15 protein-coding genes and 1 tRNA gene are annotated in these 15,488 nt (G+C 41.1%); 3 read left to right on the top strand and 13 right to left on the bottom strand.

Annotated features, from left to right (window positions below):
* Positions 1–6: 6 nt before the first annotated feature.
* Complete coding sequence (locus tag AACW90_RS07855; protein ID WP_390232960.1) at positions 7–1,632, bottom strand: methyl-accepting chemotaxis protein; 1,626 nt, start codon at positions 1,630–1,632, stop codon at positions 7–9.
* A gap of 296 nt (positions 1,633–1,928) precedes the next feature.
* Here AACW90_RS07855 and AACW90_RS07850 point away from each other — a divergent pair, with 296 nt between their 5' ends.
* Entirely contained in the window at positions 1,929–2,528 is a 600-nt protein-coding gene (locus AACW90_RS07850; RefSeq protein WP_390233535.1) for a sugar O-acetyltransferase, read from the top strand.
* A gap of 26 nt (positions 2,529–2,554) precedes the next feature.
* On the opposite strand, the gene AACW90_RS07845 is transcribed toward AACW90_RS07850, so the two are convergent.
* A complete protein-coding gene (locus AACW90_RS07845; protein ID WP_390232958.1) occupies positions 2,555–3,784 on the bottom strand; it encodes a sensor domain-containing diguanylate cyclase in 1,230 nt (409 codons plus the stop codon).
* A gap of 221 nt (positions 3,785–4,005) precedes the next feature.
* Positions 4,006–4,082 (bottom strand) — tRNA-Arg (locus AACW90_RS07840).
* A gap of 187 nt (positions 4,083–4,269) precedes the next feature.
* Here AACW90_RS07840 and folD point away from each other — a divergent pair.
* Positions 4,270–5,127 carry a bifunctional methylenetetrahydrofolate dehydrogenase/methenyltetrahydrofolate cyclohydrolase FolD gene (gene folD, locus AACW90_RS07835; RefSeq protein ID WP_390232956.1) on the top strand — a complete coding sequence of 286 codons (858 nt, stop codon included), beginning with the start codon at positions 4,270–4,272 and terminating at the stop codon, positions 5,125–5,127.
* Between the two features lie 93 nt (positions 5,128–5,220).
* Here folD and AACW90_RS07830 read toward each other — a convergent pair whose 3' ends face one another.
* The 10 genes from AACW90_RS07830 to AACW90_RS07785 form a co-directional block, all read right to left on the bottom strand.
* Complete coding sequence (locus AACW90_RS07830) at positions 5,221–6,192, bottom strand: lytic murein transglycosylase (protein WP_390232954.1); 972 nt, start codon at positions 6,190–6,192, stop codon at positions 5,221–5,223.
* A 45-nt stretch (positions 6,193–6,237) separates the two neighbouring features.
* Positions 6,238–6,513, bottom strand: coding sequence for a YcgL domain-containing protein (locus tag AACW90_RS07825; protein WP_390232952.1), 276 nt, complete (start codon positions 6,511–6,513; stop codon positions 6,238–6,240).
* A gap of 8 nt (positions 6,514–6,521) precedes the next feature.
* A complete protein-coding gene (rnd, locus tag AACW90_RS07820; RefSeq protein ID WP_390232950.1) occupies positions 6,522–7,643 on the bottom strand; it encodes a ribonuclease D in 1,122 nt (373 codons plus the stop codon).
* A 123-nt stretch (positions 7,644–7,766) separates the two neighbouring features.
* The gene (gene fadD / locus AACW90_RS07815) at positions 7,767–9,482 is read right to left on the bottom strand and encodes a long-chain-fatty-acid--CoA ligase FadD (protein ID WP_390232948.1); all 1,716 of its coding nucleotides are present in this window, start codon (positions 9,480–9,482) and stop codon (positions 7,767–7,769) included.
* Between the two features lie 176 nt (positions 9,483–9,658).
* Positions 9,659–10,537, bottom strand: a complete 879-nt coding sequence (locus tag AACW90_RS07810; protein ID WP_390232947.1) for an alpha/beta fold hydrolase — start codon at positions 10,535–10,537, stop codon at positions 9,659–9,661.
* The gene (locus AACW90_RS07805) at positions 10,538–11,086 is read right to left on the bottom strand and encodes a Slp family lipoprotein (protein ID WP_195702589.1); all 549 of its coding nucleotides are present in this window, start codon (positions 11,084–11,086) and stop codon (positions 10,538–10,540) included. It abuts the gene before it with no gap.
* Between the two features lie 33 nt (positions 11,087–11,119).
* Complete coding sequence (locus AACW90_RS07800; RefSeq protein ID WP_195702588.1) at positions 11,120–11,416, bottom strand: chromosome partitioning protein ParA; 297 nt, start codon at positions 11,414–11,416, stop codon at positions 11,120–11,122.
* A gap of 25 nt (positions 11,417–11,441) precedes the next feature.
* Entirely contained in the window at positions 11,442–12,143 is a 702-nt protein-coding gene (gene tsaB / locus AACW90_RS07795; protein WP_390232944.1) for a tRNA (adenosine(37)-N6)-threonylcarbamoyltransferase complex dimerization subunit type 1 TsaB, read from the bottom strand.
* A 26-nt stretch (positions 12,144–12,169) separates the two neighbouring features.
* Complete coding sequence (yoaA, locus tag AACW90_RS07790; RefSeq protein ID WP_390232942.1) at positions 12,170–14,083, bottom strand: DNA repair helicase YoaA; 1,914 nt, start codon at positions 14,081–14,083, stop codon at positions 12,170–12,172.
* Positions 14,084–14,192: 109 nt separating this feature from the next.
* Complete coding sequence (locus AACW90_RS07785; RefSeq protein ID WP_390232941.1) at positions 14,193–14,393, bottom strand: hypothetical protein; 201 nt, start codon at positions 14,391–14,393, stop codon at positions 14,193–14,195.
* 220 nt (positions 14,394–14,613) lie between these two features.
* On the opposite strand from AACW90_RS07785, the gene purU reads away from it, so the two are divergent.
* Positions 14,614–15,447, top strand: a complete 834-nt coding sequence (gene purU / locus AACW90_RS07780; RefSeq protein ID WP_390232939.1) for a formyltetrahydrofolate deformylase — start codon at positions 14,614–14,616, stop codon at positions 15,445–15,447.
* Positions 15,448–15,488: the final 41 nt, after the last annotated feature.

Genomic DNA, 15,488 nt, shown 5'->3' with positions numbered 1-15,488 from the left:
CTTATTTCATCTTCTCGAGATGGCATTATTTTGATTGCCTAGATCAAAGTCACTCATCAGATCTTGCAAGTGAACAGCGCTATCGTTTAATTGAGAGGCTTTATCTTGAAGTTTTCTCGCCTCCTCTTCCGTTGATACGGCTTCAATGCTAATAGTCTCAATACTGCTGCTCATTTCAACGGCAACTAAACTCTGCTCTTCTGCCGCGGTAGCTATTTGAGTTGTCATATCATTAATAAGTTCCATACCTTGTGCTACTTGGGCAAAGATATCCCGCGACGACGCCACTTTTTCTAACGCATTTTGAGCTTCTTGGTTATTTCTTTTTATCGTCTCAGCGGAATTTTTAATACCGCTAGATAAATCACCTAACATGGTTCTTATCTCTTGGGTTGCATCTTGTGTACGAGATGCCAAATTTCTCACCTCATCAGCAACAACAGCGAAACCTCGACCATACTCCCCGGCTCTTGCCGCTTCTATTGCCGCATTTAGCGCCAATAGATTCGTTTGGTCCGCTATTTCACTGATCACGTTAGTAATCTGGCTAATCTGTTCGCTATTGGCAGAAAGGGTATTGATTTGCTTGGTGGTATTGGTTAATTCTAGTGAAAATGCTTCCATTGAATGTAAAGCATCCTTTACGACGCTGTCACCATCAACCACCGTCTGCTGAGCGGCGGTAGTGGTATCAGAAGAATTTTGTGCATTGCTTGACACTTCATCAACCGTAGAGCTCATTTCACTCATCGCCGTCGCAACTTGAGTAGTATGATTAGACTGATTAGCCATGGTTTTCGTCATTGAATAACTGGTGCCAGAAAGCTGCTCAGCAGATATAATCAAATCACCCGCAGCACTAGCCACCTGACCTAAAACGGTTTTACTCCTCGCCTGTAGAAGTTTTACTGCCATCATGGCGCGTCCTACTTCATTCATCGATTCAAGATGAATTTGTTGATTGTAGTCGCCGCTGGCCATCTCTCGTAATCTGATGCGAATCTCATCCAATGGTTGAATTAACCCGACGATGGAGCGCCACCAATTAAACAACGTCAGCAACATTGAAACGCCAAGTAGCATCAATAACGCAGGATGTGCATCTTGATAGGCCATGAATATGGCGAAAAGTAAAATCAATAGATTCACGACGGATGTAAAATTGAAGAGACTCTTAAAGGTTAACCGATGGATAAACTTAATCTTTGGTAGTTTTAACGAATCATTGTTTCTCAGTTTTTTATATAACTGATCAGCCTTGCTAACTTGCTCCCTAGAAGGCTCTGAACGAACGGATTGATAACCAATTACCTTGCCCTGTTTCATCACTGGAGTAACAAATGCGTCGACCCAATAATGGTCACCATTTTTACAACGGTTTTTAACAAATCCACGCCAGCCATTGCCTGTACGTACCGTCTTCCATAGGTCTTCAAACGCGGCTTTCGGCATATCAGGGTGACGCACTATGTTGTGGTCCTGCCCAATCAATTCTTCTAGCGTAAATCCACTCATTTCGAGAAACGCTTGATTCACATAACGAATCTTTCCATCCAAATCGGTTACTGATACTAGGTCTTCCGAAGAAGTGAACCGTTGCTCTTTCTGTGTGACAGGCTGATTATTTCTCATATGGTCTTCCATTCTAAATTAATTTTAGGTACACCTAACCTTCTTCCCGAGGTTCAACTCCATACCTAGCATTTTTGGATCTACATAATTATCGGCTGAAAACCGTAATAGTTTAGGGATGTTTGTCACCATTAATAGCCAGTGCATAACCGTCCTTGCTTTGTGGTCAGGATAGCCCGTCTACTAAAAAGGGGACGTAGGTCTACGCTTGATGAAATACCGTTTAATTTTAGAGAGGAATTCGTTAATAATATTGGTATCGACCGCATCGCAGATCATTAACTCAAGGGCAGATGATGGACATTAAAGAAAAAATGCACGCACAAACCGTCTATTTCTTCGAAGATTCAATATTGCAAGAGCAGACGAAATGCTTAGAAACTTTGTATGACTTCAATCATACCCGTCCATCCGAATCAGATAGACGGCAAGCATTACTTTCTGAACTATTTGCTGAGGTTGGGGACAACTGTTATATAGAACCACCTCTTCGTGCGAATTGGGCCAAACATACTCATCTAGGTAATCATGTTTATGCCAATTTTAACCTCACCTTGGTTGATGATACCCATATATATATTGGTGACTATGTAATGATCGCGCCTAACGTGACCTTATCAACCGCCGGACATCCGATTGAACCGGAGATGAGAAAAAAGGTAGCGCAGTTCAATATACCCATTCACATAGAGGAAAATGTATGGATTGGTGCGAATTCAGTTGTACTCCCGGGAGTAACGATAGGTAAAAATAGTGTTATTGGTGCGGGCAGCATTGTGACAAAAGATATTCCAGCGAATGTGGTTGCAGTGGGAAACCCGTGTAAAGTAATGCGTGAAATATCTGAAAGAGACAAAGAATTTTATTACAAACAAATGCGATTCAATAACCTGTAGTCGAAAAATAACTTAGAGATTAAGGACTAGGTGACCCGATTTTTACCCGATTGTTTAGAGATATACATTCTTTCATCGGCGATACGAATAAGGTCTTTTGGTATTGTGTTAGAAAAATCGTCAGTAAAACTAACACCGATACTAAGTGTGTTTTTTATGTCACCAAACTGGCTGCTGAGTATGGAAGCTTCACACGATGAACGTATTTTTTCAGCGAGTTCATAGCTGGACTCTTGCGTTGATTCAGCCAAAAATATTATAAATTCTTCTCCTCCCCACCGTCCTACAACACCGTCATCGCCTACCTGCTTTTTTATAATAGAGGACAAATGTCTTAGCACAGAGTCACCAACTTCGTGCCCATAACTGTCATTAACATTCTTAAAATTATCAATGTCAAAAAGGATGCAGCTCATCGACTTTACATCAAGACAATGCTCTTTAATCCATTTATATAACGCATCACGATTGAGTAAATCAGTAAGAGAATCATGATCGGCGCGATAAGCCAGTTCTTGTTGGGCGACAACCTTGTCGGTCACATCAACCGCGACAACTTCAAGGGCTGGCTCTCCTTCCCAGTTAATCGCATGATCATAGATATTGAAGAATCGCTTTGTTCCATCTAAGCGAATGTTTTCAATGATGTGGCTTTCCCCGACGGCTTCACCACGCAATACCTTCTCACACCGATCCAATGCGCCTTTATGATGTATTTTGGGTATCACATCAAGAACGCTGCCATTTTCCAAAAAATCATCTTTAGAATCCACACCCATCAAATCAGCCCATGCTTGATTTATAAGCAAGGGTTTAAAGAAACGGTGAATAACAACACCTTGAACGGAATTTTTGATTAGGCTTTCATATTTCGGCCTATTAATAAGTTGATGAGGACTGACTTTCGATGAAATGTCGAATAATAATATTTCTAGCGCAGATTTTTTATTCCATGTTGTTTTTTGCATAAATGAAAAAACAGCGATCGTTTTACCAAATCTATTGGCGGTAAAAAAAATCTCCCCATTAGGATCCATCGAATCTGACGCAAATGAAGTCGACATGCTTTTTGACAGCACTTTTTGATGAAAATCGTGGGAGATTAAATGTAGAGGGGTTGATATGAAACTTTTTAGATCAACGAGCGAGGTAAAACCGAACAATGACGCAAATGCTTCATCAACATGAACAACTTTATTCTGCAAAACAATCGCGGATCCAAAGGTTAAACCACGGCTGATATCAGGTACATCCATAAAATAGGTACTTTATCTGGTTTATTCATCTCAACTACGTGAGACATGCACTTCATTAAACCACTAGGAATTTATCGTTTCTAGTGGTTTATTGCTCACACTTGCTTCCAGTCACACTATTATTCCAAGAATTCTAATAATACCGCACATAATCTGCTTATCTTATTGCAAGAAGCAAAAAGCCCTTATTACTCAATGAGCAATAAGGGCTTTTTGAAATTTGGTACTCCGTGCAGGATTTGAACCTGCGACCACCCGCTTAGAAGGCGGGTGCTCTATCCAGCTGAGCTAACGGAGCGTTGAGGCTGTGAATTATACGAAAGAACTTGCTCAGGTCAATGCCTTTCTCAAACAATATGTTTTAAGTGACCAAAAAAGAGTCAGAACAATGAAATTACGTAATAGCAAACGTTTGCTCAATAGACCTCGATGGAAATTTTTGCGACAATGCGCACGCTATATTATTAATCAGATCAAGGGACCTTATGACCGCTCAAAATATCGATGGAAAGTTAATTTCTCAAACCGTTCGCTCAGAAGTCGCAGCTCGAGTTAAAGCTCGTACTGAAATTGGACTACGTGCTCCAGGTTTAGCAGTGGTTTTAGTAGGTGAAGACCCTGCTTCTCAAATTTACGTTGGAAGTAAGCGTAGAGCTTGTGATGAGGTAGGGTTTGTCTCTAAGTCGTTCGACTTACCGGCGACAGCAAAAGAGCAAGAGTTGTTAGATCTAATTGAACAACTCAATAACGATGATGACATAGATGGCATACTAGTCCAATTACCTCTTCCTGCAGGTATCGATACGACGAAAATCCTTGAAAAAATTCTTCCTGAAAAAGATGTGGATGGCTTTCATCCATATAATGTTGGCCGATTAGCACAACGCATTCCTAAGCTTCGTTCTTGTACACCAAAAGGCATCATTACTCTTTTAGAACGCTACAATATCGAATTACGCGGTAAGCACGCTGTGGTTGTTGGGGCTTCTAATATTGTTGGTCGTCCTATGACTTTAGAACTGTTACTCGCAGGATGTACAACGACCACCTGCCATCGATTTACTAAGGATTTAGAGTCCTATGTGCGCCAAGCCGATATTATTGTTGTCGCAGTAGGTAAGCCCAGTTTTATTCCAGGAGATTGGATAAAAGAAGGTTCAATCGTTGTTGATGTAGGTATCAATCGATTAGCGAATGGTAAGTTAGTTGGCGATGTGGAATATGATGCGGCTAAGAAGCGAGCTAGCTTCATTACCCCCGTACCGGGTGGTGTGGGGCCAATGACAGTTGCAAGCCTAATTGAAAATACGATGATAGCCTGTGAGCAATATAAAAAGAACTAGGCTAACGAATTTCTGATTTGAGGACCCACCTAATCGAAACAGAAATCGCCATCGTGTAATCCCCACTTATACGGGGATTACACGATGACTGATTTACCTAATTTGGTCTGCTAAGTGACTAACGGCCAAACCAAAATAATAAGATCGATTCCATTTCATCAATACTTGGTAATTCTCGTATATCAGATACGCCCGACCACCTTCATCATCTGGCATAATCAACCATGCATCAATATCTTCGCTGGTTTTTGGTAACATCGAACCATTGCGTTTTCGAACACCAAGATCATTCCAACTCTGTAGCGTTTTAGCTTTCTCTTTTTGACGGCCTTCTAAGTCAGAAGATAGACCTTTAGGTACGTTAACCTGTCGCCCCCACGTATAGGTATCATTCCATCCGTGGCTTTTCAGATAATTAGCCGCCGATGCAAAAACATCTGCCTTAGTATTCCAAATATCTATTTTTCCATCGCCATTACCATCGACAGCATAATGAACAAAGGAACTTGGCATAAACTGACTTTGTCCCATTGCTCCAGCCCAAGAACCTTTCATCTTATCAATAGAAATGTGCTTTTCTTCCAGAATAGTTAGCGCTGCCATCATCTCCTTCTTGAAAAAGGCTTCACGTCGACCATCGTAGGCTAGTGTCGCGAGAGCATCGATTACATTATATCCACCTGTTAACTTGCCAAAGTTGCTCTCTACCCCCCAAAGGGCCACAATAAAGCGGGGTTGCACACCATATTCTTTGCCAATTCGAGATAGATCCGCATAGTGTTTTTTATACAAAGACTTGGCCTGTTTGATTTTCCATTCGGGCACTGCTCTTGGGATGTATTCATCTAAGGTGAGTTTTTTCTCTGGTTGGTTTTTATCTGCCTTTATCGCTCGAGGTTTATAGTCGACATTGGCAAATGCGCTTTCCAGTGTTTGTTCTGATATACCCAGCGCTCGGGCTTCCTGTTTTAGTTCCTTAACGTACGCACTGAACTCGATTTTATCTTCAGCAAATACGCCAAATGTTAGGCCTGCGCCTAACATTAACGTGACGAATTTTTTCAAATCTAACCATCTCCTATAGCAAGCTGACTTTTTGCATAATAGAGCTTATTTTTGTTTTAATTTTTGCTCTTTATATTGCTCCAACAAATTTACTTGTGGTGGCGGAAGCTGAAGAAAGAAACCATCTTCTCGTATCGATTCCACTACTTTACTGACATCTACTTGAGCCAATTTACGCCGCTCTAATTTAATTACCATCACAAAGTGTGGCACACCAAACATTTCCATCAACTCTTTTGGCACTTGCGAGAAATCATCCTTCTTCGCAATGTATAAATAAGCACCCTCTTTCTTCTTACTTTTGTATATTGAACACAACATAACTATCATTAACCTTTTAATAAACTATACAGCTTTTCACCTAAAAGTGTCTTTCTCCATCCCGTCATTAAATCGGGTAGATATTCTGGATCTTGTTGAGCGTTCCAAGTCCAACTAATAAGTTGATTAAGCTGTTTTTTCGAAGCAAGAAATTCGCTAGCTAAACCAGACGAAAGAGAAACCTGTTTAACCTCATCTTTAATCGTTTTAAAGATCTGTTTGTAACCGGGCTTGTCCATTAAACGTTCAATTTTTGCTGGCCATTCATCTTCGTTTGTCATCTCAGCTTGTTTTACAATCGTTATCACCTTTTCACCGTGACGACGAATCTCTCTCTGATCAAAGCCTTCTTCGTCCATTCTCTTGAAGGACGTGATACCAAATCGAGCGACAGCCCAAAGATCTTGCTCTTTAAAGACAAAGTTAAGGGCAATATCTCTTGTTATTGCTTCTTTCAATCGCCAAGTTGCGAGAGGCTTAAGAATAGCCAACTGTTTAGGAGTCAATTGCCATGAGCCTTTAATGTCTTTAAATACTTGCTCAGGGTCTGACTCACTGCTCCGTTTTTCAATAAGAAGTTCGGATTCTTGAAGTGCCGCTTCTCGCCAACCCGCTTGATCCACTTTTTGATACAGTAATTCAAATAATGGCATTAAATAATAGACATCCGCAGCCGCATACTCTAATTGTCTTAGGCTCAATGGGCGAGCAAGCCAATCGGTTCGAGATTCGCTTTTATCCAGCTCAACCTCTAGATATTCATTCACCAATGTCGCGAACCCAGTAGATAGACCATGCCCTAAAAATGCCGCCATTATCTGAGTATCTAACATGGGAAATGGTGTACAACCAAAACTCTGTTTAAATACCTCGAGATCTTCACCACATGCATGAAGCACTTTTAGGACCGATCCGTCCTTTAAAAGCTTTTCAAATGAAGACATATCGTCAATGCAGGAAGGGTCAATAAGTGAAAGGTTTTCACCATCGTAAAGCTGAATAAGACCAAGCTGTGGGAAATAGGTTCTAGTACGTACAAACTCAGTATCCAACATAACGCAATCCACTTGACTGGCTAAGGTACACACCTCTTCAAGTGCTGGAGTAGTATCAATTATTTTGTAATTCACAAAAAAGTCTCTATTAAAAATGCCGACTGTTATAGTCGGCATAGTAACATTGGATGGTACCCAAGTAACCTCAAAATAAAGCGATGCCCACAAGGGTACTTTTTCCGTTAGGTATTTAACACGCTATGCAACAGCATCATCGGTATTAAGCGCTTCTGCTGCTTTACGTTTTGCTATATCAGCATCACGTAATTCACGGCGTAATATCTTACCTACTGCGGTTTTTGGTAACTCATCTCTAAATTCAATGATTTTCGGTACTTTGTAACCCGTTAGGTATTTGCGGCAGTGTTCAATGATTTCTGGCACCGTGACACTAGGATCTCGTTTCACAACAAATATCTTAACAATCTCACCAGTGACATCATGGGGTTCACCAATTGCAGCAACCTCCAATACTTTACCGTGCAATGCCACCACGTCTTCAATTTCATTTGGATAAACGTTAAAACCAGAGACCAAAATCATATCTTTCTTGCGATCGACAATCGTGATGTAGCCTCTTTCATCAATTTTCACTATATCACCAGTAGACAACCATCCATCTTCATCAATAGTGCTACGTGTTGCTTCCGCTCTTTGCCAATACCCTTGCATGACTTGCGGGCCTTTAACCTGCAACTCACCAATTTGATCCATCGGTAGTGGTTTACTCTCATCATCAACAATACGAACGTCTGTTGAACATACTGGCATCCCTATTGACCCATTATATTCAGAGAGATTATATGGGTTTACAGAAACCAACGGAGAGCATTCCGTCAATCCATAACCTTCCGCAAGAGCGACCCCGGTTACCTTTTGCCATTTATCTGCTACCGCTCTTTGCACCGCCATGCCACCACCTATAGTCAATTTCAGATTACTAAAATTGAGCTCGTGGAAATCTTCATTATTAACAAGCGCATTAAACAGGGTATTCACACCCGTTAAGGTAGTAAATTTGGTGTTTTGCAGTTCCTTAATGAAACCCGGAATATCTCTTGGGTTTGTAATCAATAGGTTTTTTCCACCAAACTCAATAAATAGCAGACAGTTCACGGTTAATGCAAAGACATGATATAGAGGCAGAGCAGTAACCACTGTTTCTCTACCATCTTTAAGGACAGCACCATACACACCCTTTGATTGCATAACATTCGCGACCATATTACGGTGTGTTAGAATTGCCCCTTTAGCGACGCCCGTTGTACCACCGGTATACTGCAAAAATGCAATATCTTCACCTGACATAAACGGCTTAACGTATTGTAAACGACGCCCTTTATACAACGCTTTTCTAAATGAAATTGCACCTGGAAGATGGTATTTAGGCACCATGCCTTTCACATACTTCACCACAAAATCAACGATGGTTCCTTTTGCTCTTGGTAACATTTGACCAAGGCTAGTAAGTACTACATTTTTAATCTGCGTATTATCAACTATCTGTTCAAGCGTATTGGCAAAATTAGAGACAATAACAATCGTTGTTGCCCCTGAATCATTCAACTGATGCTCAAGCTCACGCGGTGTGTATAGCGGGTTAACGTTAACGGCAATTAACCCCGCTCTTAAAATACCAAACAGAGCTACTGGGTATTGCAATAAATTGGGCATCATTATCGCTACACGTTCACCTTTGCTTAACTTAAGGTCATTTTGTAGATAAGCAGCAAAGGCGCGACTTCGCTCTTCTAGCTTACGATAGGTCATGATAGACCCCATATTTTCGAAAGCTGGTTGATCGGCGTAATTACGTACCGCATTTTCGAACATCTCGATTAATGACGGATATTCGTCTGGATTTATCTCTTTAGGTACGTCAATTGGGTAATGTGAAAGCCAAGGTTTCTCCACGATTACACTCCTCGTTATTGGCAAATTTTCATCCTGAGAATGGCAACTTTAAGAATACTTAATCACTGCAGCGATAAATATTACGATTAGTATTAGTGCACTCTTTATTAGTTTTATTAACATTTCCATTACAACACAGCTTTGCATGCATGGACACAAAACTATCAAACACTTGTTTAAATTTTGTTAACTAAACCAAAAATCAACTCTGATGTTAACTGAGTTTGTTGAATATGGCAGTGGTGACCACCGGGAATATATTCAACACTAAACTGCTCATTTTGTGCGGCCAATGGATGTTCAAACTCTAGCTTCGCTTGTGATAATAGATAATCAAACCCAGACTGCCCAAGTATAACTAAATGTGGGCACCGGACTTCTTTCATTATGGTTTCTGCATTTTTACGTGACATCCGAACAAGAGAATCAGCGTTTAGTTTAGCGTCATGCCGCCATTTCCATACCTCACCATCAAAAATAGACCCTCGCTTAACAATAGGCATCACTTCAAGCCTTCTTAGATGATTTACTTTGGCACGAATATCAACCATCTCATCAATACTAAAAAAATACCGCTCTCGCTTTTCTCTTATCTGTTGCCTGCTCAATATCCCTTCACGCAATCTTTTCACGGTATTATTGGGTGATTCAGCCAAGGGACCAAAGCCCTCAATTTGAACCAACCCTGCCACATTTTCAGAAAACGCGGCACTGTAACAAGTTGCAAGGAAGGCACCAAGTGAATGACCCACCAACAACAGTTTTTTCGGCGATAATGCCGTCAAAAATTGGTGAATATCATCTATATAGTCATGAAAAAGGTAGTAGTTGTCATCTCTACGGTGGGTAGACAACCCATGCCCTGGGAGATCAACCGCAACAAGGTGTACATCAGGCATCACTTGGTGGCATTCTTTCATTAGCTTGATAAAGCTTCCTGAGTTATCAAGCCAACCATGGATAAAAACGATCGTCAGTTCGGCCGTTTCAGGATCACCGAGTTCCATTGTCGCAAGTTCATTGTGTACTAGTTTAAATTTATTTTCGGTAAACATTTATTTTACTTCCTGTATGACCTTCCCCTTACTAGGTAGACCTCTAGATCCACGGCAATAGAGCCCATAACAAGGTGAAAAATGACTTTCTATGTCATTCACAATAACCGTTTCTTCTATACGCCATAGATGAAAGCCTTTTATATTCATTACTTTAAATGTCATATCGAAATCATCTACTTTGCCTTGTTCCTCTCCGTCGCTCACACCTAACAACGTGACAAGGCGACCTTTTGCAAACGACATGGATTCTAAATAGCCATTGTAGTAACCAACATAACGACCCGTTGGTTCAGAATGTAAGCTGGGTTTGCCAACGCTGTTAATCGGCATGTTGACAACCTCAATTCGAGTCTGGTTTTCTAGGTTAGTCACATTCGCAATAATACCACCAAGCCGGACTTCATTTTCTTGGTCTACTGGGGCATCTACCCACTGTTGATAATCGGTTAATACATTCTCGTTTGTCGTTGATAACGAATCAGGCAGCGATGAGCAAGCCGATATTAAAGCCGAACAGATGAGTATGCTTATCGTTCTAAACATCATCTCTAACTCCTTTATAGACAAAAAGGAACAGCGCTAAATATAGATATCGACTCCGATTAATCTAGCAAGTTCCTCTTTCTTAGAGCGATTAAAAATATCCATATACTCTTCCATCGCTTTACGGGATTGCCCTTCAGGAAGATCATACTGAACCTGAACTCTTTCAAGCTCAGATTCACTTAACTGTCTTATGGACTGAGATACGGCAGCAGCAACCTTGGTTGTTTGCACAACACCGTCACTCGCTTGCTCTTTCTTCAAAGCGCCTTTCTTAGCCGCTTTTTGATTTCTATTAATTACCGTTGGTGTTAAGCCATTAATTGTCACCATCTAAAGACCTTTATACATTCTACCGTTACTCTCTACCTGGGAGCTTTTTCCACGCAACTTTGTCACGAAGGTAAACTGGGCTCGCTTCCTCGGCGTTTGTAGTATTGCCTTTTTCGAGTTCAAATTGGGCCAAAAATGCAATATCTACTGCTTCGGGATAGAGAACCTCACTTTGAGCCCCAATTAATTCTAGCGCAATAAGCTCTTGTTGATACGCCGTCCATCCAGTTCCGGCCAGTGACCAAACCAAATCATCAGCTTTCACATCTTTAATTAAGTTTTCTGGTGATATTACACACTCTTGACCAACACTTAACCATTCGCCATTTTCTTGGCGGCAGAAACGTCCCCAATAGACTTCACTCATGCGCGCATCTATTGCGCAGGCCGCGTATTCTGCTCCATTTACCCTATATGTTGCCTGTGCCATTGCCGCTAAGGTGGACACACCAATCATCGGCAAATTAGCGCCAAACGCGAGCCCTTGTGCAATACCAATGCCTATTCTGACACCCGTAAAGCTACCAGGACCTCGTCCATAAGCTAGCGCATCAACGTCGTGCAAACGGATACCTGCTTCATTGAGAACCTCATCAATCATAGGTAATATTTTAGTCGTGTGCCCTCGCGGGGACACTTCACTACGGAAAAAAGTTTGCCCATCCACAACCAATGCTACTGAACAGTTTTCGGTGGATGTATCTAAGGCAAGAATTTTTGCGCTCATTTACGCCTCAATTTTTAATTGTTTGATTAAGATAGTTGTTCAAGAAAAGTGGTCACCTGTTTTAAATCTCTTGTTCTAGGAAACGGCGGTAGACTTTGTAAAAAGACGCCACCGTAATCTCGAGTGACTAAGCGATTATCACAAATAATCAACACACCTTTATCTTTTCTATCTCTGATTAATCGTCCGACCCCTTGCTTTAATGTGATCACCGCATCTGGTAGCTGAACTTGCGAAAAAGGTTCTCCTCCGCTTAGTTTACAGTCTTCAATACGTGCTTTTAACAGCGGATCATCCGGGGCAGTAAATGGTAATTTGTCGATAATAACACAGCTTAACGTATCGCCTCTAACATCTATCCCTTCCCAAAATGCACCAGTGGCAACCAATAATGCGTTACCCAATTGCATAAATTCGGCGAGAAGCTTCTGTTTACTAGTTTCGCCCTGCATCAATACAGGAATAGTTAACTGTGTTCTAAACCCTTCGGTGAGTTCTTTCATCATGCTATGCGAAGTACAGAGAAAGAAACAGCGACCGTTATTTTTCTCTATAACTGGCGCTAACATTTCAACCAACTTATGAGATAAACCGGGGCTGTTTGGTTCTGGAAGATATCTTGGCACACAGAGCTTAGCCTGAGTTTGGTAATCAAAAGGGCTAGGTAGAGAAAACTGCTCTGTCGGCTGCAAACCTAGACGATGGGTAAAATGACTAAAGTCATCCGATACCGCTAACGTAGCAGAAGTGAAGATCCAACTCCCCTCTTTCAACTCTACCTGTTCTCTGAATTTCTCAGCAACAGAAAGTGGGGTTATATGCAGAGTAAAGTGACGCGGTGACATGTCATACCAATAGGAGTACCCAGTAATGGAGACATCACATACTCTGTTTAATCTTGCCTTTATTGCATTCGCTCGTTCAAATGCAGTATCTAATAATTGACTGCGACCAAGCGCCAATTTCAACACGTCTATCGCCAGATCTAACCCATCTAGAAGTCTATTGAGTTCTCTCGCAATAGGTTCCGATTTCAATGCTTCTCGCCAGTTACCTCTAAAACCGGTATCGCCCAAAGCAATGCGCATATCCATGGCTGATTGACTCAACCTTACCGACACTTTTTGTAACTGCCTCATGTCACGCGCTTCGGTCCGATAACCAATTTCAATATCCTTAGAAAGCTCTTGTATTTGCCTACTTGATATTGATTGTCCGAAATACTGGCTGGCGATATCTGGTAACTGGTGGGCTTCATCAAATATGAAAACATCGGCATCTGGGATTAACTCACCAAAACCGGTCTCCTTGATGGCTAGATCGGCCAAAAAAAGATGATGATTGACAACGATCACATCAGAATCCATTGCTCGTTTTCTCGCTTTTAGAACAAAGCAATCTTGAAAACTAGGGCATTCCTTACCTAAGCAATTGTCATTGCTTGATGTAATGGTTGGAATTACAGGGCTATCCTCTGCTATCTCTTCACATTCACCTAAGTCTCCACTTTTAGTCGCAGAAGACCAACTGCGTACTTTGACAAGCTGCGTCAACAAGGTGGGATCAGCTTCGTTAGTATGACTTTCAAGCACCTGACGGCTAAGTCGATCTAAACACAGATAATTAGAGCGCCCTTTCAGCAACGCCACTTGGCCATAATAACCAAGTGCATCCACCATCAATGGCAGATCACGATGAAATAGCTGTTCTTGAAGGTTTTTGGACCCAGTACTAATGACAACTTTTTTACCACTGAGCAGCGCTGGCACTAAATAAGCAAATGTTTTGCCTGTTCCAGTACCCGCTTCAACCACAAGTTGAGACTTGTTTTTTATTGCTTTATCAACGGCCTCAGCCATATCTAACTGGGCTTTCCGTGCAGAAAAACCAGGTATAGCTTTGCCAAGCGCGCCATCAGCGGAAAACGTTTTGCGTATCATTTCATTACAAAGGAAGAGAAACTATAACAAGATTATGTCAGGTTTGAAGAGTTGGTGCGAATAGAGAATCTATCCACACCAAGAAACTGGATTGAGTAATAAAGGGGATTTATTTACGATGTAGGAATCTGGACAGCCAAACTGGGCCTTCAAACTCATCATGTTCAGACATGATGCTTCTCGCAGCGTCAGCGGGTGTTGTTCTGCTTTCCCAAAGCTCTGACATGGTTTCTTCATCAATTTTTTGAGAGCCAACCATGCTATTAATTCTTTTTCCATAAAGTTTACGAGCAAGTAGTTCTTTATCCATTACATAGTACCTCATGATAAATTGGGTCAAACAACGCTTAAAAAACTAACCAATAAGATGCATACTGCGTTAAATACTATTTTTATTTTGTTGAAACAATAACAAGAATAGATTAACTATAGAGTTATTATTGTGGCACCAGTCACTATTTATAAAAGCCATGAGCTTTTAAAGCTATTTTTATATTTTACATAAATTGTACTTTCGGAAGTAAAAAAGAATGGAAAAGAAGACCTTACTCACCCATTGCAGCGACGCACCGGGTTTGATAGCAAAAATCACCAACATCTGTTACAAGCACCAGTTGAACATTATCCATAATAATGAATATGTCGATAATGCAAGTGGTCATTTTTTTATGCGTACTGAACTTGAAGGCCATTTTAACGATGTGACTTTCCTTGCGGATCTTGACCAAGCCCTTCCTGTAGGCACAAAACGCAAATTAATGAGCTCGCTGCGAAAGAAAGTCGTTATTCTGGTCACAAAAGAATCCCACTGTTTGGGTGATATTCTTATGAAATCATATGACGGAAGCTTAGGCGTCGATATTGCTGCGGTTGTCGGTAACTATGATTCACTGCAAGGTTTAACTGAGAAGTTCGATATTCCTTATCACCATGTTTCACATGTGGACTTAACCCGTGAAGAACATGAAGCGAAAATGCTTAACGTTATCGATAGCTATCAAGCGGACTATTTAGTCCTAGCCAAATACATGCGTGTACTTACACCAAGTTTTGTCGAAAACTATCACCACAAAATCATTAATATTCATCATAGCTTCCTGCCTGCATTTATTGGTGCGAAACCTTATCAACAGGCCTATGATCGTGGTGTAAAAATCATCGGTGCGACCGCGCACTTTGTCACCAATGATCTGGATGAAGGTCCTATCATCAAACAAGACGTTATACCTGTCGACCATAATTTTAGTGCCAATGATATGGCCCAGGCTGGACGAGACGTTGAAAAAAGTGTTTTAAGCAAAGCATTAACAAAAGTCGTTAACGACCATGTTTTTGTCTATGGTAATAAAACCGTTATTTTATAATGACAGCACAGAATACTAAAAGGCAGCCTCGAGGCTGCCTT

The organism is Vibrio frigidus (assembly GCF_042465995.1).
GTDB lineage: Bacteria > Pseudomonadota > Gammaproteobacteria > Enterobacterales > Vibrionaceae > Vibrio.
Note: the sequence above shows the minus strand (reverse complement) of the source record. Positions and strands in the feature narration are given on the sequence as shown.